Annotated in this window: 15 protein-coding genes and 1 tRNA gene; 12 read left to right on the top strand and 4 right to left on the bottom strand. The window is 72.1% G+C overall.

Going from position 1 to position 17,937, the window contains the following annotated elements:
• Nucleotides 1-64 precede the first annotated feature (64 nt).
• Genes AC6I72_RS20230 through AC6I72_RS20215 form a run of 4 tightly spaced genes read left to right on the top strand, consistent with a single transcriptional unit; the run spans nt 65 to nt 5,073 of the window.
• Nucleotides 65-1,507 carry a pyridoxal phosphate-dependent decarboxylase family protein gene (locus AC6I72_RS20230; RefSeq protein ID WP_498002480.1) on the top strand — a complete coding sequence of 481 codons (1,443 nt, stop codon included), beginning with the start codon at nt 65-67 and terminating at the stop codon, nt 1,505-1,507.
• A complete protein-coding gene (locus tag AC6I72_RS20225; RefSeq protein ID WP_498002478.1) occupies nt 1,491-2,786 on the top strand; it encodes a lysine N(6)-hydroxylase/L-ornithine N(5)-oxygenase family protein in 1,296 nt (431 codons plus the stop codon). The genes AC6I72_RS20230 and AC6I72_RS20225 overlap by 17 nt, the downstream gene beginning before the upstream one ends.
• Nucleotides 2,783-3,307 (top strand): GNAT family N-acetyltransferase, encoded by a 525-nt coding sequence (locus tag AC6I72_RS20220; RefSeq protein WP_498002476.1) that lies wholly within the window; start codon nt 2,783-2,785, stop codon nt 3,305-3,307. The genes AC6I72_RS20225 and AC6I72_RS20220 overlap by 4 nt, the downstream gene beginning before the upstream one ends.
• Nucleotides 3,304-5,073 carry an IucA/IucC family protein gene (locus AC6I72_RS20215; protein ID WP_498002475.1) on the top strand — a complete coding sequence of 590 codons (1,770 nt, stop codon included), beginning with the start codon at nt 3,304-3,306 and terminating at the stop codon, nt 5,071-5,073. The genes AC6I72_RS20220 and AC6I72_RS20215 overlap by 4 nt, the downstream gene beginning before the upstream one ends.
• A 76-nt stretch (nt 5,074-5,149) precedes the next feature.
• Here the strand turns inward: AC6I72_RS20215 and AC6I72_RS20210 are convergent, their stop codons facing one another.
• Nucleotides 5,150-6,853, bottom strand: a complete 1,704-nt coding sequence (locus tag AC6I72_RS20210; RefSeq protein WP_498002473.1) for a beta-N-acetylhexosaminidase — start codon at nt 6,851-6,853, stop codon at nt 5,150-5,152.
• Between the two features lie 97 nt (nt 6,854-6,950).
• Between AC6I72_RS20210 and AC6I72_RS20205 the strand changes: the two genes are divergently transcribed.
• A complete protein-coding gene (locus tag AC6I72_RS20205; protein WP_498002471.1) occupies nt 6,951-7,838 on the top strand; it encodes a DUF4429 domain-containing protein in 888 nt (295 codons plus the stop codon).
• 69 nt (nt 7,839-7,907) lie between these two features.
• Here AC6I72_RS20205 and AC6I72_RS20200 read toward each other — a convergent pair whose 3' ends face one another.
• Nucleotides 7,908-9,491 (bottom strand): purple acid phosphatase family protein, encoded by a 1,584-nt coding sequence (locus AC6I72_RS20200; RefSeq protein ID WP_498002469.1) that lies wholly within the window; start codon nt 9,489-9,491, stop codon nt 7,908-7,910.
• Between the two features lie 165 nt (nt 9,492-9,656).
• On the opposite strand from AC6I72_RS20200, the gene AC6I72_RS20195 reads away from it, so the two are divergent.
• Both AC6I72_RS20195 and glmS read left to right on the top strand, forming a co-directional pair.
• A complete protein-coding gene (locus AC6I72_RS20195; protein WP_498002468.1) occupies nt 9,657-9,914 on the top strand; it encodes a hypothetical protein in 258 nt (85 codons plus the stop codon).
• Nucleotides 9,915-10,026: 112 nt separating this feature from the next.
• On the top strand, nt 10,027-11,844 hold the full coding sequence (gene glmS, locus AC6I72_RS20190) for a glutamine--fructose-6-phosphate transaminase (isomerizing) (RefSeq protein WP_498002466.1): 1,818 nt from the start codon (nt 10,027-10,029) through the stop codon (nt 11,842-11,844).
• Between the two features lie 295 nt (nt 11,845-12,139).
• Here the strand turns inward: glmS and AC6I72_RS20185 are convergent, their stop codons facing one another.
• Nucleotides 12,140-12,667 carry a universal stress protein gene (locus tag AC6I72_RS20185; protein WP_037853088.1) on the bottom strand — a complete coding sequence of 176 codons (528 nt, stop codon included), beginning with the start codon at nt 12,665-12,667 and terminating at the stop codon, nt 12,140-12,142.
• A gap of 432 nt (nt 12,668-13,099) precedes the next feature.
• Between AC6I72_RS20185 and AC6I72_RS20180 the strand changes: the two genes are divergently transcribed.
• The 5 genes from AC6I72_RS20180 (at nt 13,100) to AC6I72_RS20160 (ending at nt 16,531) form a co-directional block, all read left to right on the top strand.
• Entirely contained in the window at nt 13,100-13,429 is a 330-nt protein-coding gene (locus AC6I72_RS20180; protein WP_498004751.1) for a hypothetical protein, read from the top strand.
• 378 nt (nt 13,430-13,807) lie between these two features.
• Complete coding sequence (locus tag AC6I72_RS20175) at nt 13,808-15,025, top strand: helix-turn-helix domain-containing protein (protein ID WP_498002465.1); 1,218 nt, start codon at nt 13,808-13,810, stop codon at nt 15,023-15,025.
• Between the two features lie 107 nt (nt 15,026-15,132).
• Entirely contained in the window at nt 15,133-15,741 is a 609-nt protein-coding gene (gene orn, locus AC6I72_RS20170) for an oligoribonuclease (RefSeq protein WP_498002463.1), read from the top strand.
• Nucleotides 15,742-15,852: 111 nt separating this feature from the next.
• Nucleotides 15,853-15,925, top strand: a tRNA-His gene (locus AC6I72_RS20165).
• 69 nt (nt 15,926-15,994) lie between these two features.
• A complete protein-coding gene (locus tag AC6I72_RS20160; RefSeq protein WP_498002462.1) occupies nt 15,995-16,531 on the top strand; it encodes a GNAT family N-acetyltransferase in 537 nt (178 codons plus the stop codon).
• 201 nt (nt 16,532-16,732) lie between these two features.
• Here AC6I72_RS20160 and AC6I72_RS20155 read toward each other — a convergent pair whose 3' ends face one another.
• A complete protein-coding gene (locus tag AC6I72_RS20155; protein WP_498002461.1) occupies nt 16,733-17,788 on the bottom strand; it encodes a LacI family DNA-binding transcriptional regulator in 1,056 nt (351 codons plus the stop codon).
• Nucleotides 17,789-17,937: the final 149 nt, after the last annotated feature.

The raw sequence follows: 17,937 nt of genomic DNA, 5'->3' as shown, positions 1-17,937 counted from the left end.
GATCGTGAGGCTCCGCCCTTCGTCACGTCCTGCCCCGGACCGTCCCCACCCCCGGAGGACCCCCATGCGCTCGCACCTGCTCAATGACCTCACCGCGGAGCACTACCGCCGTTCCGTGACCGAAGGAGTCGAGCGGGTGGCCGCCCGGATCGCCGCCACCGACCGTCCGTTCACCGGTGTCACCCCCGGCGCCCTCGCCCCCCGCATCGACGGGATCGACCTCGACCGGCCGCTGGGCGACACCGCCGCCGTCCTCGACGAACTCGACGAGGTCTACCTGCGGGACGCGGTCTACTTCCACCACCCCCGCTACGTCGCCCACCTCAACTGCCCGGTCGTCATCCCGGCGGTGCTCGGCGAGGCGGTCCTGTCCGCCGTCAACTCCTCCCTGGACACCTGGGACCAGTCGGCCGGCGCCACCCTCATCGAGCGCAAGCTCGTCGGCTGGACCGCCGCCCGGATCGGCCTGGGCCCCGCCGCCGACGGCGTGTTCACCTCCGGCGGCTCCCAGTCCAACCTCCAGGCGCTGCTGCTGGCCCGCGAGGAGGCCAAGACCGACGACCCGGCCCGGCTGCGCGTCCTCGCCTCCGAGGCAGGCCACTTCAGCGTCCAGAAATCGGCGAAACTGCTCGGCCTCGGCCCCGACGCGGTGATCCCCGTCCCCGTCGACCGCGACAAGCGGATGCGGACGGTCGCGCTCGCCCGTGAACTGGAGCGCTGCCGCGCGGAGGGCCTGCTGCCCATGGCCGTGGTCGCCACGGCCGGCACCACCGACTACGGCTCCATCGACCCGCTGCCCGAGACCGCCGAGCTGTGCGCGCGCTTCGGCACCTGGCTGCACGTGGACGCCGCCTACGGCTGCGGCCTGCTGGTCTCCCCCACCCGGCGCCACCTGCTCGCCGGCATCGAACGCGCCGACTCGGTCACCGTCGACTTCCACAAGTCCTTCTTCCAGCCGGTGAGTTCGTCGGCCCTGCTGGTGCGCGACGCGGCGACCCTGCGGCACGCCACCTTCCACGCCGAGTACCTCAACCCCCGCCGCACTCTCGCCGAACGCATCCCCAACCAGGTCGACAAGTCCCTGCAGACCACCCGCCGCTTCGACGCGCTCAAGCTGTGGACGACGCTGCGCGTGATGGGCGCCGACGGCGTCGGCCGGCTCTTCGACGAGGTCTGCGCGCTGGCCGCCGAGGGCTGGCGGATGCTCACCGCCGACCCCCGCTACGAGGTCGTCGTCGAACCGGCGCTGTCCACCCTGGTCTTCCGCTACGTCCCCGCCGCCGTGACCGACCCGGCCGCCGCCGACCGCGCCAACCTGTACGCCCGCAAGGCGCTGTTCGCCTCCGGCGAGGCCGTGGTCGCGGGCACCAAGGCGGGCGGCCGCCACTACCTGAAGTTCACCCTGCTCAACCCGGAGACGACGAGGGACGACCTCGCCGCCGTCCTCGACCTGATCGCCGGCCACGCCGAGCAGTACCTGGGAGAGTCCCTTGACCGCGCGTCCTGAAGCCGCATCCGCCGCCACGACCCACGACTTCGTGGGGATCGGGCTCGGCCCCTTCAACCTCGGCCTCGCCTGCCTCACCGAGCCGATCGACGGGCTCGACGGGGTCTTCCTGGAGTCCAAGCCCGACTTCAGCTGGCACCCGGGCATGTTCCTGGACGGCGCCCACCTGCAGACCCCGTTCATGTCGGACCTGGTCACCCTGGCCGACCCCACGTCCCCGTACTCCTTCCTCAACTACCTGAAGGAGAAAGGACGGCTGTACTCCTTCTACATCAGGGAGAACTTCTACCCGCTGCGCGTCGAGTACGACGACTACTGCCGCTGGGCGGCGAACCGGCTGAGCAGCGTCCGCTTCGGCACGACGGTCACCGAGGTGACGTACGACGAGGACGACGGGCTGTACACGGTCCGGACGGACACCGGGGCCGCGTACCGGGCGCCCCGGCTGGTCCTCGGCACCGGCACCCCGCCGCACCTGCCCGACGCCTGCCACGGCCTCGGCGGCGACTTCCTGCACAACTCCCGCTACCTGGAGCACAAGGCGGACCTCCAGCGCAAGAAGTCGATCACACTGGTCGGCAGCGGCCAGTCCGCCGCCGAGATCTACCTCGACCTGCTCGGCGAGATCGACGTCCACGGCTACCGGCTGAACTGGGTCACCCGCTCCCCGCGCTTCTTCCCCCTCGAATACACCAAACTCACCCTGGAGATGACCTCACCGGAGTACGTCGACTACTACCACGCGCTGCCCGAAGCCACCCGCTACCGCCTCACCGAGCAGCACAAGGGCCTGTTCAAGGGCATCGACGGCGACCTGATCGACGAGATCTTCGACCTGCTCTACCGGAAGAACCTCAGCGGCCCCGTCCCCACCCGCCTGCTCACCAACTCCGCCCTGCACAGCGCCTCCTACGACCCCGGCAGCGGCTCCTACACCCTCGGCTTCCGCCAGGAGGAGCAGGGCAAGGACTTCGAGCTGCGCAGCGAGGGCCTGGTCCTGGCCACCGGCTACCGCTACACCGAACCGGAATTCCTCGCGCCCGTCCGCCACCGGCTGCGCCACGACACGCACGGCAATCACGCCATCGGCCGCAACTACGCCATCGACGTGACCGGCCGGGGCGTCTTCCTCCAGAACGCGGGCGTGCACGCCCACAGCATCACCAGCCCCGACCTGGGCATGGGTGCCTACCGCAACAGCTGCATCATCCGCGAGCTGCTCGGCACCGAGTACTACCCCGTCGAGAAGTCGATCGCATTCCAGGAGTTCGCCGTATGACCTTCACGATCCGCCCGCTCGACCCGCTGAAGGACGCCGAGCTGCTGCACGGCTGGGTCACCCACCCCAAGGCGGTGTTCTGGATGATGCAGGACGCGAGGCTCCAGGACGTCGAACGCGCCTACATGGAGATCGCGGCCGACGAGCACCACGACGCCTTCCTCGGCCTCCACGACGGCGAACCCGTCTTCCTGATGGAGCGCTACGACCCCGCCCACCGCGAGCTGACCGGGCTGTACGAGGCCGAGCCGGGCGACGTCGGCATGCACTTCCTGGTCGCGCCCACCGACACACCCGTGCACGGCTTCACCCGGGACGTGATCACCGCCGTGCTGCGGTACCTGTTCGAGGACCCGGCCGTCCGGCGGATCGTGGTCGAGCCGGACATACGCAACACCGCCGTGCACGCCCTGAACGAGGCCGTCGGGTTCGTCCCGGAACGGGAGATCCACAAGCCGGAGAAGAAGGCGCTGCTGAGCTTCTGCACCCGGGAGCGGTTCGAGAAGGCGGTGGCCGCGTGAGCCTCGCCGACGCCGTCTCCCACCTCTCCCCCGCCCACTGGGAACGGGCCAACCGCCTGCTGATCCGCAAGGCGCTCGCCGAGTTCGCCCACGAGCGGCTGCTCACGCCCGAGCCGGACGGCGACGGCTACGCGGTGCGCAGCGACGACGGGCTGACCCGCTACCGCTTCACCGCCACCCGCCGCGCGCTGGACCACTGGCAGGTCGACCCGGACTCGCTCACCCGCCACCGCGACGGCACGGAGGTACCGCTCGCGGCGCTGGACTTCTTCGTCGAGCTGAGGAAGACCCTCGGCCTGAGCGAGGACATCCTGCCGGTCTACCTGGAGGAGATCTCCTCCACCCTCTCCAGCACCTGCTACAAGCTCTCCAAGCCCCAGGTCACCTCCGCCGAACTGGCGAAGGGCTCCTTCCAGGACATCGAGACCGGCATGACCGAGGGCCACCCGTGCTTCGTCGCCAACAACGGACGGCTCGGCTTCGGCGTGCACGAGTACCTGTCGTACGCGCCCGAGACCGCGAGCCCGCTGCGGCTGGTGTGGCTGGCCGCGCACCGCTCACGGGCGGCGTTCACCGCCGGCACCGGCGTCGAGTACGAGACGTTCCTGCGCGCCGAACTGGGCGAGGAGACGATCCGCCGCTTCCACGGCGTGCTCACCTCCCAGGGCCTGGACCCGGCCGACTACCTCTTCCTCCCCGTCCACCCCTGGCAGTGGTGGAACAAACTCTCCGTCACCTTCGCCGCCGAGATCGCCCGCCGCCACCTGGTGTGCCTGGGCGAGGGCGACGACGAGTACCTGGCCCAGCAGTCCGTGCGGACCTTCTTCAACACCTCCCACCCCGGGAAGCACTATGTGAAGACGGCCCTGTCCGTCCTCAACATGGGCTTCATGCGCGGCCTGTCCGCCGCCTACATGGAGGCCACCCCGGCCATCAACGACTGGCTGGCCCGGCTGATCGCGGGCGACCCGGTCCTCAAGGGCACGGGCCTGAGCATCATCCGGGAGCGGGCGGCGGTCGGCTACCGGCACCTGGAGTACGAGGCCGCCACGGACCGCCACTCGCCGTACCGCAAGATGCTGGCCGCGCTGTGGCGGGAGAGCCCGGTGCCCTCGCTGCGCGGCGGGGAGTCCCTGGCGACGATGGCCTCGCTGCTGCACGTCGACCACGAGGGCGCCTCCTTCGCGGGCGCGCTGATCGCCCGTTCCGGACTGCCGCCCCGGCAGTGGCTGCGCGATTACCTGCGCGCCTACCTGGTGCCGCTGCTGCACAGCTTCTACGCCTACGACCTGGTGTTCATGCCGCACGGCGAGAACGTGATCCTCGTCCTGGAGGACGGGGCGGTGCGCCGGGCGGTGTTCAAGGACATCGCCGAGGAGATCGCGGTGCTGGACCCGGACGCGGCGCTGCCGCCCGAGGTGCGCCGGATCCGGGTGGAGGTCCCGGAGGACCACAGGCTGCTGTCCCTCTTCACCGACGTCTTCGACTGCTTCTTCCGCTTCCTGGCGGCGATCCTCGCCGAGGAGGGCGTGCTGGAGGAGGACGGTTTCTGGGCGACGGTCGCCGAGGTCGTCCGCGCCTACCAGGAGTCGGTGCCCTCCCTCGCCGACCGGTTCCGCCGGTACGACCTGTTCGCACCCGAGTTCGCGCTGTCCTGCCTCAACCGGCTCCAGTTGCGGAACAACCGGCAGATGGTGGACCTGGCCGACCCGTCGGGCGCGCTGCAGCTGGCGGGCACCCTGCGCAACCCCCTGGCCGGGCTGTAGTCCGGCGGGCCACCGAAGACGTGCGGGCGCCCCGGAGTACGGTCCTCCGGGGCGCCCGCCGGCATGTCCGTGCCGGTCAGCCGTTCGTCCAGGGCACCTGCGGCGAGCGGTAGTAGCCGATGCCCAGGGCGTCCCAGCGCGGTGCCTGCGCGGCGAGCCGGACCTTGTAGGTGTCCCAGTCGTGCGTGGCCGCGGGCGACCAGCCGAGCTCTGCGGCGCCCGGCAGCCGCGGGAAGGCCATCGTGTCGAGCTGGGCCGAGGTGGACAGCGTCTCCGACCACAACGGCGCCTCGACGCCCCGCACCGCGGACGCGGGCGCCCCCGGCAGATAGGCGGCGGGGTCCCAGTCGTAGGAGCGCCGCACCTCCACGTACCCGGCCCAGGACAGGCCGAGCGGGGTGTCCTTGGTGTACTTCATGTCGAGGTAGACCCGGTCGGCCGGGGACAGGATCAGCCCGGTGCCGTGCTGCGCGGCCTGGGCGACCTGGGCCTTCTCGGCGGCGCTGGTGGAGTCCATGCCCCAGTACTGGGCGAGGGCGCCCTCGGCGGGTGTGGCGCCGGTCAGCTGGTGCCAGCCGATGACCGTCTTGCCGTACTTGGCGACGATCGGCTGCACCCGGTTCATGAAGGTGACGTAGTCCTCGTGGCTGGTGGAGTGCGCCTCGTCGCCGCCGATGTGCAGATAGCGGCCGGGGGTGAGCGCGGCCAGCTCGCGGATCACGTCGTCGGCGAAGTCGTACGTCCTCTCCTTGGGCGCGCACAGCGAGCTGAAGCCGACCTTGGTGCCGGTGTAGAGCGGGGGCGCCACGCCGTCGCAGTTCAGCTCGGCGTAGGAGGCGAGGGCCGCGTTGGTGTGGCCCGGCATGTCGATCTCGGGCACGACCTCCAGGTAGCGGGAGGCTGCGTAGCGGACGATCTCGCGGTAGTCGGCCTTGGTGTAGAACCCGCCCGGTCCGCCGCCGACCTGGGTGGAACCGCCGTAGGCGGCCAGACGCGGCCAGGAGTCCACGGCGATGCGCCAGCCCTGGTCGTCGCTGAGGTGCAGGTGCAGCTCGTTGATCTTGTAGAGGGCGAGTTCGTCGATGTAGCGCTCGACCTGGCCGACGGTGAAGAAGTGCCGGGAGACGTCGAGCATGGCGCCCCGGTAGGCGTAGCGCGGGCTGTCCTGGACGGTGCCGCCCGCGACCAGCCAGGGGCCGCGCTGCACGGACTTCTTCTCGACGGCCGCGGGCAGCAGCTGACGCAGCGTCTGCACGCCGTGGAAGAGACCGGCCGGCTTCCCGGCGGTGATCGTCACGCCCCGGGGGCCGCTGTCGAGGCGGTAACCCTCGGCGCCGTACGGGCCCTTGCCCAGGCGGAGCCGGATGCCCGCCGCGCCGTGCGTGGTCAGCGGCAGGCGGTAGCCGGTGGCGGGGCGCAGGAGGTCCGCCAGGTAGGCGCCGACCCGGCGGGTCTCGCGGGAGCCGTCGACGCCGATGCGGGTGCCGGGCGTGATCCGGTACGGGGATCCACCCGCCGTGACGGAGGCCGGGGCGGGGATCACCTGGCTCAGCGGGGTCACCGCGCCCGTCCGGACGGTGGCGGCCTGCCCGGCGGGTGCGGCGCCGACCGCGAAGGCCCCGGCCGCCGCCACCAGCAGCAGGGCGCCCAGGACCCGCGGAGCGCGGGCGGGGCGGGGGGCGGTGCGGTCGGACGGGGCGGGCCGGTCCGGCCGGCCGGTCCGGATAGCGGTGCGGGCGGTGAGGGACTTGCGGGGAGTCGTGCTGCGGTGCCGTCTCACATGCGCTCCCTTCACACTGGGGCGGGGGCCCGGGAGGCCCGGAGGTACCCCGAGGGTATAGACCACTCTCCCGCAGAACCGGTGAAACAATCACCCCATGGCGGAAATCCTCCAGAAGGACGGCACCTGGGCCTTCGACGGCGACGCCCTCCGGCTGACCCCGGGGCGGGACCGGAACATCAGTGTGCTGCGGCGGACCCTGGGTGAACTCCGGGTGCCGCTGCGGGCGTTGGCGGGCATCTCGTTCGAGCAGGGCAAGCGGGCGGGGCGGCTCAGGCTGCGGCTGCGCGAGGGCGCCGACCCCCTGCTGCACGCCACCGGCGGCCGGCTGACCGAACCCCACGACCCCTACCAGCTCCTCGTGGAGCCGGACCGCTACGGCGTCGCCGAGTACGTCGTCGACGAGGTGCGCGGCGCCCTGCTGCTCGAAGAGGTCCCGGCCGGCCCGGTGAAGGAGTACCTGCTGCCCGGCCCGTCCGTGCCGCTGTCGGTGTCCGCCGGGGACGGCACGGCGAGCTTCGACGGCGAACGGGTCCGCCTGGAGTGGAACTGGAAGACGGAGGACGCCAAGGCCGCCACCGGCGTGCGCACCCTGGAACTGGCGGACATCACCGGCGTGGAGTGGGTGCCCGCCGCCGGCCTGGAGAACGGTCACCTGCGGCTGACCGTGCGGGGCGCGCCGTCCTCGGCGCCGCCGAAGTACGACCCGAACGCCGTCGAGCTGTGGGGCTTCAAGAAGGACCCGCTGATGGCGCTGGTCGCGGCGGCGGTGCAGGCACGGCTGCCGCACCCGTCCGCCCCGGTGGCGGGCGACGCGCCGGAGGAACCCGCGGTCCCGCCCGCGCGGCCCGCACCGTCCGCCGCCGAGGACGAGCACGACGCGCTGCTGCGGCGGCTGCGGGAGCTGGGCGAGCTGCACCGCTCGGGCGTGCTCACCGACGAGGAGTTCACGCGGGCCAAGCAGGCGGTCCTCGACCGCATGTGAGGACCGCCCGCGGGGCCGCTGCCGGGCCGGGTGCCGCCGGGCGCGCGGTGGGTGCGCGCCGGCCCGGCGCTACTTGGCGCGGCGGGCCACCGTGAAGTGGTCGACCTGCGCGCCGGTCTCGGCGATGCCGCGCACCGTCAGCGTGGCCTGGCGGCCCCGGGCGGCCGGGGTGACGTCCACGCGCAGGAAGGAGTAGTCGAGGTAGCGCACGCGCGACCAGTCGACGGTCTCCTTCTGCCGGGCGCCGTCCTTGAGGCAGACGAACGACGAGACGGCGTCCACCTGCTTCTCGTGGCCCTCGTAGGTCTGGTCGGCGCTGAAGGCGTACAGGCTCTTGCCGGCCGCGCCCGCCGTGACGTAGACGACGCCGTCGGTCTCGGGGTAGGCGGTGCCGCCGATCGGGAGCTTCTTGGCGACCTGGCCGCCCTTGATCACGTCGGTGCGCTCGTAGACGTGGTTGTGACCGTTGATGACCAAGTCCACGGTGTACTTCTCGAACAGCGGCACCCACTCCTGGCGCACGCCCCCCTCCGACGCGTGCGCGGTGGAGGTGCAGTAGGCGCAGTGGTGGAAGAAGACGACGACGAAGTCGACGTCCCGGCTCGCCCGGTACTTCTTGAGCTGGGCCTCCAGCCACCGGGTCTGGGTGCCGCCGGAGATGCCGAGGTTGGCCGGGATCTCGAAGGAGATGTCGTTGGCGTCCAGCGAGATGACGGCGGTGTTGCCGTAGACGAAGGAGTAGACGCCCGGCAGGTTCTCGGCGTCGGGGCCGTTGTCCGGGAGCGTCCAGCGGGCCTCCTCGCCGCCGTAGCCGTTGGGCGAGTACCAGGCCTCCATGTCGTGGTTGCCGTACGAGACCATCCACGGGACCTGCTTGGCGACGGACTCGGTCTGGTACAGGAACTGGTCCCAGACGCGGGAGTCGAAGCCGCTGTCGCTCGTCCTGCCCTGTCCGGCCGGGTCGCCGTAGGCGATGTCGCCGGCGTGCAGGTGGAAGGCCGGGTCCTGGCCGAGGATCAGGGCGTCGTTGGCCAGGCCGTGGTAGCTGACGCCCTGGTCGCCGAAGGCGGTGAAGGTGAACGGCGCCTTGTCCGCGGGGGCGGTGGTGAAGGTGCCGAGGGTGCCGGTCAGGTGGCGCTCGGCCGGGTCGAAGCCCTGGTGGCCGACGCCGTAGTAGTAGGTGCGGCCGGGGCGCAGGTGGGTGAGCTTGGCGTGCAGGTAGTACTGGGTGCGGTCGCCGCTCGCGCCGACACCGGCCGGGGTGTACAGGGTGCGGATCTCGGCGGGTATCTTCCGCGACAGGTCCCAGGGGTGCGCGCCGACCCGGATGAACGGCTTCCTGACGGCGACCGGGACCTGCCAGGAGACGGTGATCTCGGTGCGCGGGTCGTTGCCGAAGGCGAGGTGGCGGCCGAAGGGGGCGACCAGGGCGCCGTCGACGGAGTCAGCCGGGGAGGCGGGGGCCGTGGTGGCGGTGCGCTGCGCGGGCACGGCGGCCTGTGCGGCGGTGCCCGTCACGAACGCGCCACCCGCGACGGCGCCGAGGGTGACCGCGCCGCCCCGGATCATCGTGCGCCGCGAGAACTTGGAACGCAGGTACTCGTGCTGCTCGGCCATGCTCATGCGCTCGGCCAGCTTCTCGGGTACGCCCATGCGAGGAATGTCCATGGCGTCTGAAAATGGCCGACCGGAACGGCGGCGGACGGGACGGCGGATGGACGGCGCACGAACAGCACCTCACCGGCGCATGAACAGGCATCTGCCCGAAATCGGGCAGGATTCTTGCGAAAGTGATCGCGGTACCCCAGGATCTACCGGGTGCACGACGAACTGGTTGATCATCTGACGCGGTCCACGCCCCTGAACCGGGGCGAGGCGCTGCGTGTGGTCCAGGACGTGCTCGCCTACTTCGACGAGACGACCGAGGCGTTCGTCCGTCGCCGCCACCGCGAGCTGCAGGCCCAGGGCCTGGTGAACGCGGAGATCTTCGAACGGATCGCGGCGGATTTGAAGTACCGCGCGGTGGCGCCGCCGGAGCTGTCGCTGCGGCAGCTGCGGCGCATCGTCTACGGCTGACCGCGCGCCGCGCGCACCGACGTCGGGACCACCGTGCAGCGGCAAGGCAGCGGCAGCAACACCAGCAGCCCACAGCAGCAGCACCAACTCGAGAAAAAGGGACGGGACTTGTATGTGCGGAATCGTCGGATACATCGGGAAGCGTGACGTCGCCCCGCTGCTCCTGGAGGGCCTGCAGCGCCTGGAGTACCGCGGCTACGACTCCGCGGGCATCGTCGTCACCTCGCCGAAGACGCCCGGCCTGCGGATGGTCAAGGCCAAGGGCCGGGTCCGCGACCTGGAGGCGAAGGTCCCGGCGCGCTTCAAGGGCACCACCGGCATCGCCCACACCCGCTGGGCCACCCACGGCGCCCCGTCCGACGTGAACGCCCACCCGCACATGTCCGGCGACAACAAGGTCGCCGTCGTGCACAACGGCATCATCGACAACGCCGCCGACCTGCGCCGCAAGCTGGAGGCGGACGGCGTGGAGTTCCTCTCCGAGACCGACACCGAGGTGCTCGTCCACCTCATCGCGCGTTCGGAGGCCGGCAAGCTGGAGGACCGGGTCCGCGAGACCCTGCGTCTGATCGAGGGCACCTACGGCATCGCCGTCATGCACGCCGACTTCCCCGACCGCATCGTGGTGGCCCGCAACGGCTCCCCGGTCGTCCTCGGCATCGGCGAGAAGGAGATGTTCGTCGCCTCCGACGTCGCCGCGCTGGTCGCCCACACCCGGCAGATAGTCACCCTCGACGACGGCGAGATGGCCACCCTCAAGGCCGACGACTTCCGCACGTACACCACCGAGGGCACCCGGACGACCGCCGAGCCGACCACCGTGGAGTGGGAGGCCGAGTCGTACGACATGGGCGGCCACGACACGTACATGCACAAGGAGATCCACGAGCAGGCCGAGGCCGTGGACCGGGTGCTGCGCGGCCGGATCGACGACCGGTTCGCCACCGTGCACCTGGGCGGCATCAACCTGGACGCCCGCGAGGCGCGCGCGGTGCGCCGGGTGAAGATCCTGGGCTGCGGCACCTCGTACCACGCGGGCATGATCGGCGCCCAGATGATCGAGGAGCTGGCCCGCATCCCCGCCGACGCGGAGCCGGCCTCCGAGTTCCGCTACCGCAACGCGGTCGTGGACCCCGACACCCTGTACATCGCGGTCTCGCAGTCCGGTGAGACCTACGACGTGCTGGCGGCCGTGCAGGAGCTGAAGCGCAAGGGCGCGCGGGTCCTCGGTGTGGTCAACGTGGTCGGTTCGGCGATCGCCCGCGAGGCCGACGGCGGCATCTACGTGCACGCCGGGCCCGAGGTCTGCGTCGTCTCCACCAAGTGCTTCACCAACACCTGCGTCGCCTTCGCGCTGCTCGCCCTGCACCTGGGCCGCATCCGCGACCTGTCGGTGCGCGACGGCAAGCGGATCATCGAGGGCCTGCGCAAGCTGCCGGAGCAGATCTCCCAGATCATGAAGCAGGAGGCGGAGATCGAGGAGCTCGCCAAGGGCTACGCCGACGCCCGCTCGATGCTCTTCATCGGCCGCGTCCGGGGCTACCCGGTGGCCCGCGAGGCCTCCCTGAAGCTCAAGGAGGTCTCCTACATCCACGCCGAGGCCTACCCGGCCTCCGAGCTGAAGCACGGCCCGCTGGCCCTGATCGAGCCCGCGCTGCCCACGGTGGCGATCGTGCCCGACGACGACCTGCTGGAGAAGAACCGGGCGGCCATGGAGGAGATCAAGGCCCGCAGCGGCAAGATCCTCGCCGTGGCCCACCAGGAGCAGGAGAAGGCCGACCAGACGATCGTCGTGCCGAAGAACGAGGACGAGCTGGACCCGATCCTCATGGGCATCCCGCTCCAGCTCCTCTCCTACCACACGGCCCTGGCGCTGGGCCGGGACATCGACAAGCCCAGGAACCTCGCCAAGTCGGTGACGGTGGAGTAGGACACCTGACACCCACGAGGGCGCCCCGCGGGGCGCCCTCCAGGGACGCGGCGGGGCCGGTGTGCGGCTCCGCCGCGCGGACGCGACCGGCCCCGCACCCACCCGCGGAGGCCGGACGAAGCCCTTCCCGGCAGGCACGAACGCTGTCGCGCACGAGTGATGTGGACCTCGGGCGGCGGGAGTAGAGGGGCGGAGGACGAGGGAGCGGAGGGCGCCGCCCGCAGGCCGCCAGGGGATGACCCGGACCGGCCTCCGTGACGTCAGGAGATGGCCACGGCCGCTGTGGCGTCCGGCGTCAGGGGATGACGACGACCGGCCGCTGCGCCCGCTTGGCGAGCCGGCCCGCGACCGATCCGAAGACGCGGCCCACGATGCCGTGCGTGGAGCCGACCACGATGGCGTCCGCCGCGTACTCCTTGCCGACCTCTTCCAGTTCGTGGCAGATGTCGCCGCCGCGCTCGACCAGGATCCAGGGCACCTCGGCGAGGTACTCCGCGCACGCCAGCTCCAGGCCGAGGACCTCGGTGCGGTGGTCGGGCACGTCCACGAAGACCGGCGGTTCGCAGCCCGCCCAGACCGTGGTGGGCAACCGGTTGGCCACATGCACGATGATCAGACCGGACCGGGTGCGGTGCGCCATCCCGATCGCGTAGGCGAGGGCTCGCTCGCTGGAGTCCGATCCGTCGAAGCCGACGACGACGCCGTGCTTGAACGCCGGATCGCAGGGATGGCGTAGCTCTTGTGCCGCCAGGGGTTCGGCCGCCGTGGGGTCGGCGACCGGCCGCTTGCGGTCCGCGTGTTCGAAGAATTCGTGACCGGCCATGGCTGTCTCGGCGATGTGATCCTTTGTCGGGGACGGCAATCTGCGGCGGAGCTGTGTCCGGGAATCGTCTTCCCGTCCCCATACCCGCAAGGGTACGGCCGCACTCCTCCTTGGCCCAGATCCCGCACACGCTCCGTGGCGGTTCACCGGAGCATGCACGACAGCCGCCCGTAACGCAATGGTTGCTGCCCCGTACAGGCGGTTTACACGGGATTCACTTGCCCCGGCCGGACGGCGGCCCGGTACGGCGGCGCCCCGCCACCGGGCCGGGCGCCGCCCTACCGGTGTCCTTCGGCTCCGTACAGTGACCGGTGGATCGAACGCGCGTTGAACCCGGTGAGCCGTCGCCGAGGGAGCACCGAGAGGGAGCACGCCGTGTCCGGACCCCGTACCGCCCCCGGAAGGCACTCCCCGCCGCCCGCACCCGGGCCGGTGCCCGACGCGTCCGGCGAGCGGCCGGCGGGGCGGGCGCGGGCCGCCGGCGACAGTGCGGGCGACGTGGTCCGCTGGGCCCTGTTCAGCTGCGTCCTCGTCCCGGTGGTCCTGCTCTGGCACGGCACGTCGCCGGCCGGCGCCGTCGGGACCGCGCTGGGCCTGGCGGCCGTCACCGGGGCCTGCCGCGTCCTGCTGCGGCAGTCGGAGCGGGGGGCGGCCCGGCTGCGCGCCGAGGAGCGCGCCCCGCACCGCGGCCGGCACCAGCGGACGGGCACGGGCGCGCACCGGGGCGGCCGGCACCCGGGGGGAACGACACCGGTCAACTGACCGGTTTCCATGCACGCGACCGCATCTTTTCAGCCAACTTCCTGAACCCGCGCATCCCCCTGTCCCCCACCCCCTCAACCCGCGTTTGACCTGCACGGAAAGGGTCCCGGGAACACCGCGCACCCTACGTGGATTGGCCACCGCCACGAGGCGCACTTCCCTGCACGCCGTGGGAGTGCAACGCTTCGTGATCGAATGCTTCACGCCAAGTTGCCATGTCGACAATGTGCCGGGTGTCGAACTGGTCACCGCGGCACGGCGGGACGCAGTAGATTCGATCTTGACTGTCTTACGGCGGGGGACTCGTGCAGGACCGAGGGGAAACGTGCAGGAGCGACACAACCGAGGAGCCGCGACCACCGAGGGGGGCTTAGCAGTATGAGCCACGACTCCACTGCCGCGCCGGAAAACGCGGCCCGGAAACTGTCCGGGCGCCGCCGCAAGGAGATCGTCGCGGTGCTGCTGTTCAGCGGCGGCCCCATCTTCGAGAGTTCCATACCGCTGTCGGTGTTCGGGATCGACCGCCAGGACGCCGGAGTACCGCGCTACCGCCTGCTGGTGGCGGCCGGTGAGGAAGGCCCGCTGCGGACTACAGGGGGCCTGGAACTCACCGCGCCGCATGGCCTGGAGGCGATCTCCCGGGCGGGCACCGTCGTCGTGCCCGCCTGGCGTTCGATCACCGCGCCACCGCCGGAAGAGGCGCTCGACGCGCTGCGCCGGGCGCACGAGGAGGGCGCCCGCATCGTGGGCCTGTGCACCGGGGCCTTCGTCCTGGCCGCCGCCGGCCTGCTGGACGGCCGTCCCGCCACCACCCACTGGATGTACGCGCCGACGCTGGCCAAGCGCTACCCGTCGGTGCACGTCGATCCGCGCGAGCTGTTCGTCGACGACGGCGACGTGCTGACGTCGGCGGGCACGGCGGCCGGTATCGACCTGTGCCTGCACATCGTGCGCACCGACCACGGCAACGAGGCGGCCGGCGCGCTGGCCCGCCGCCTGGTCGTGCCGCCGCGCCGCAGCGGAGGCCAGGAGCGTTACCTGGACAGGTCTTTACCCGAGGAGATCGGCGCCGACCCGCTCGCCGAGGTCGTCGCCTGGGCGCTGGAACACCTCCACGAGCAGTTCGACGTGGAGACGCTGGCCGCGCGCGCCTACATGAGCCGGCGTACGTTCGACCGCCGCTTCCGCTCGCTCACCGGCAGCGCGCCGCTGCAGTGGCTGATCACCCAGCGGGTGCTCCAGGCGCAGCGGCTGCTGGAGACGTCGGACTACTCGGTGGACGAGGTCGCGGGCCGCTGCGGCTTCCGCTCCCCCGTGGCGCTGCGCGGCCACTTCCGGCGGCAGCTGGGCTCGTCCCCGGCCGCCTACCGGGCGGCGTACCGGGCGCGGCGTCCGCAGGGCGAGCGGCCGGCCGAGGCGGAGGCGCCGCTGGGCGCGGCGGGGCCGGGAACCGGCCCGGGCCCCCTCCTGGGGGTCCCGCAGCCGTCGGGGCCGGTTCCCCCGTCGCTGCACCCCGACGGCCCGCCGGCCCACCCGGGGCGGCGCACCCCGGCGGCCCTGTCGGCGAGCCTGCCGGGCCAGCGCAGCGGTAACTGAGGCACCGGACGGCGGGGGGAGCGCGGTGACCGCGCTCCCCCCGCCGTCCGGTGCGAGGTTCCGCACGGTCGGTCCGGCGCGCCGCGGCGCGCCGTAAGGTGAGACACATGAACGATCGCATGGTGTGGATCGACTGCGAGATGACCGGTCTCTCGCTGTCCGACGACGCTCTCATCGAGGTGGCCGCCCTCGTCACCGACTCCGAGCTGAACGTACTCGGCGAGGGGGTCGACATCGTCATCCGCCCGCCGGACGCGGCGCTGGAGACGATGCCGGAAGTGGTGCGTCAGATGCACACCGCGTCCGGCCTGCTCGCGGAGCTGGCCGGCGGCACGACGCTGAAGGACGCCGAGGAGCAGGTCCTCGCCTACGTCCGCGAGCACGTGAAGGAGCCCGGCAAGGCGCCCCTGTGCGGGAACTCGGTCGGCACCGACCGCGGCTTCCTGCTGCGCGACATGCCGGACCTGGAGGGCTACCTCCACTACCGCATCGTCGACGTCTCCTCCATCAAGGAACTGGCCCGCCGCTGGTACCCGAGGGCGTACTTCAACAGCCCGGAGAAGAACGGCAACCACCGCGCCCTCGCCGACATCCGCGAGTCCATCGCGGAGTTGCGCTACTACCGCGAGGCCGTCTTCGTCCCGCAGCCCGGCCCCGACTCCGACACCGCCAAGGCGATCGCCGCGAAGTACGTCCTGCCTGCTCAGCAGGGTTAGAAGAGGCCCGGGAAGGGGCGCCGCGAAACACGTGCGCGAGCACCCCTTCGGACCCTGTACACTTTTTCTCGGCCGGTCGGGGAAACGACAGATTCACCGCCACCGGTCATGGTGGGTGTAGCTCAGCTGGTAGAGCACCTGGTTGTGGTCCAGGATGCCGCGGGTTCGAGTCCCGTCACTCACCCTGTGGAATCGGCCGGTGGCCGCGACAGATGTCGCGATCACCGGCCGATGTCGTTTCCGGGAGTCTTCTGTGCGTGCCGAGCCCGTCCGTACCGACCGCCTCGATCTGGTCCCGCTGCGGGCCGGGCATGCCGGGGAGATGACCGCCGTGCTGTCCGACCCCGCGCTGCACACCTTCATCGGCGGTGCGCCGCTCGGCGCCGACGAACTGCGGGCGCGCTACGAACGGCTCGTGGCCGGATCCGGCGACCCGGACGTCTCCTGGTGCAACTGGGTGCTGCGGCTGCGCGCGCACGGCCAGGGGGGCGGCCCCGGTGAGCGGGCGGACGGCCCGCTGGTGGGGACCGTACAGGCCACCGTGCACGGGCGGGAGACGGCCGAGATCGCCTGGGTGGTGGGGACGGCCTGGCAGGGGCGCGGGTTCGCCTCGGAGGCGGCCCACGCGCTGGTCGGGCTGCTCGGGCGGGCGGGCGTGGGCAGCGTCGTCGCGTACATCCACCCCGGCCACCGCGCCTCCGCCGCCGTCGCCGCGGCCGCCGGGCTCGCGCCGACCGACGAGAGCCGGGACGGCGAGACCGTGTGGCGGGCGCCGGCACCGGGGCGGTGACGACGCGGCGCGCACCCGTGCGCCCCGGCTCCTCGACGGTGACGTCCGGGCCGCGGAACCGGCACGGTGAAGGCGCTGCCGCGGACCGGCACGGTGACGGTGCTTTCCCGGACCGGCACGGTGACGGTGTTTACCCGGGCCGGCCCCGTGACGGCGCGTCTTCGGGCCGGCGCGGGGAAGGCGCTGCTCCGGCCTCCTGCCTCACGACGACGTGCGGACGACCAGTTCCGTGGGCAGCACGGCGTGCCGCCGTTCCGGTGCGGCGGCGCCCGCCGGGCGGCGGCCGGCGATCTCCGTCAGGAGCAGGTCGATCATCGCGCGTCCCATCTCCTCGATGGGCTGGCGGACGCTGGTCAGCGGCGGGTCCATGTGGCGGGCGATGGCCGAGTCGTCGTAGCCGACCAGGGCCACGTCGTCCGGGATGCGGCGGCCCGAGGCGCGCAGCACCTGGCGGGCGCCCGCCGCGGTGACGTCGGAACCGGCGAAGACGGCGTCCAGCCCGGGCGCCCGCTCCAGCAGGCGCGTCATCGCCCGGCGCCCGCCCTCCTCCGTGAAGTCGCCTTCTTCCAGGAGGATTTCGTCGGCACCGAGACCCGCGTCGGCGAGCGCGTCGCGGTAGCCGTCCACGCGCCGCTGGGCGCCGTAGACGTCCATGTGACCGGTGATGTGCGCGATGCGGCGGCGGCCGCGGGAGAGCAGGTGCTCCACCGCCGAGCGGGCGCCGCCGTAGTTGTCGGAGTCCACCGAGGTCAGCGCCTCCGCCGCGGACCGCGGGCCGCTGATCACCGCGGGGATCTCCAACTGCGCCACCAGGTCGGGCAGCGGATCGTCCGCGTGCACGGACACCAGCAGCACGCCGTCCACCCGGTGCGCGGCCAGGTACTGGGCGAGCCGCCGGCGTTCGCGGTCGCCGCCCGCGAAGATCAGCAGCAACTGCATCTCCGTGTCGGTGAGTTCGGCGCCGACCCCGCGCAGCATGTCGGAGAAGTACGGCTCCGCGAAGAACCGCGTCTCAGGCTCGGGGACCACCAGGGCGATCGCGTCGGTGCGGTTGGCGGCCAGCGCGCGGGCGGCGGTGTTGGGGACGTAGCCGAGTTCCGCGACCGCCGCCTGGACCGCCGCGCGGGTGGCGTCGCTGACCCGCGGCGAACCGTTGATCACGCGGGAGACCGTGCCGCGGCCCACACCGGCCCGGGCGGCGACCTCCTCCAGGGTCGGCCGGCCGCCACCCCGGCCCCGCCCACCGTTGACCGCCATAGTCGCCGCCTTCCGTCCGCGGCCGTCAGGCCAGGAATCCAGGTCAGGAATGTAACAGCCGGGCCCGGAGCCCTCTGGTCCCATGGTCCCGCGCGGGCCCGCCCCCGTGGTCCCGCCCCCGGGCCCGCGCGCCGCCTTCCTCCCGGCCT

Source organism: Streptomyces sp. Xyl84 (assembly GCF_059731885.1).
This window is presented reverse-complemented; position numbering and strand designations above follow the sequence as displayed.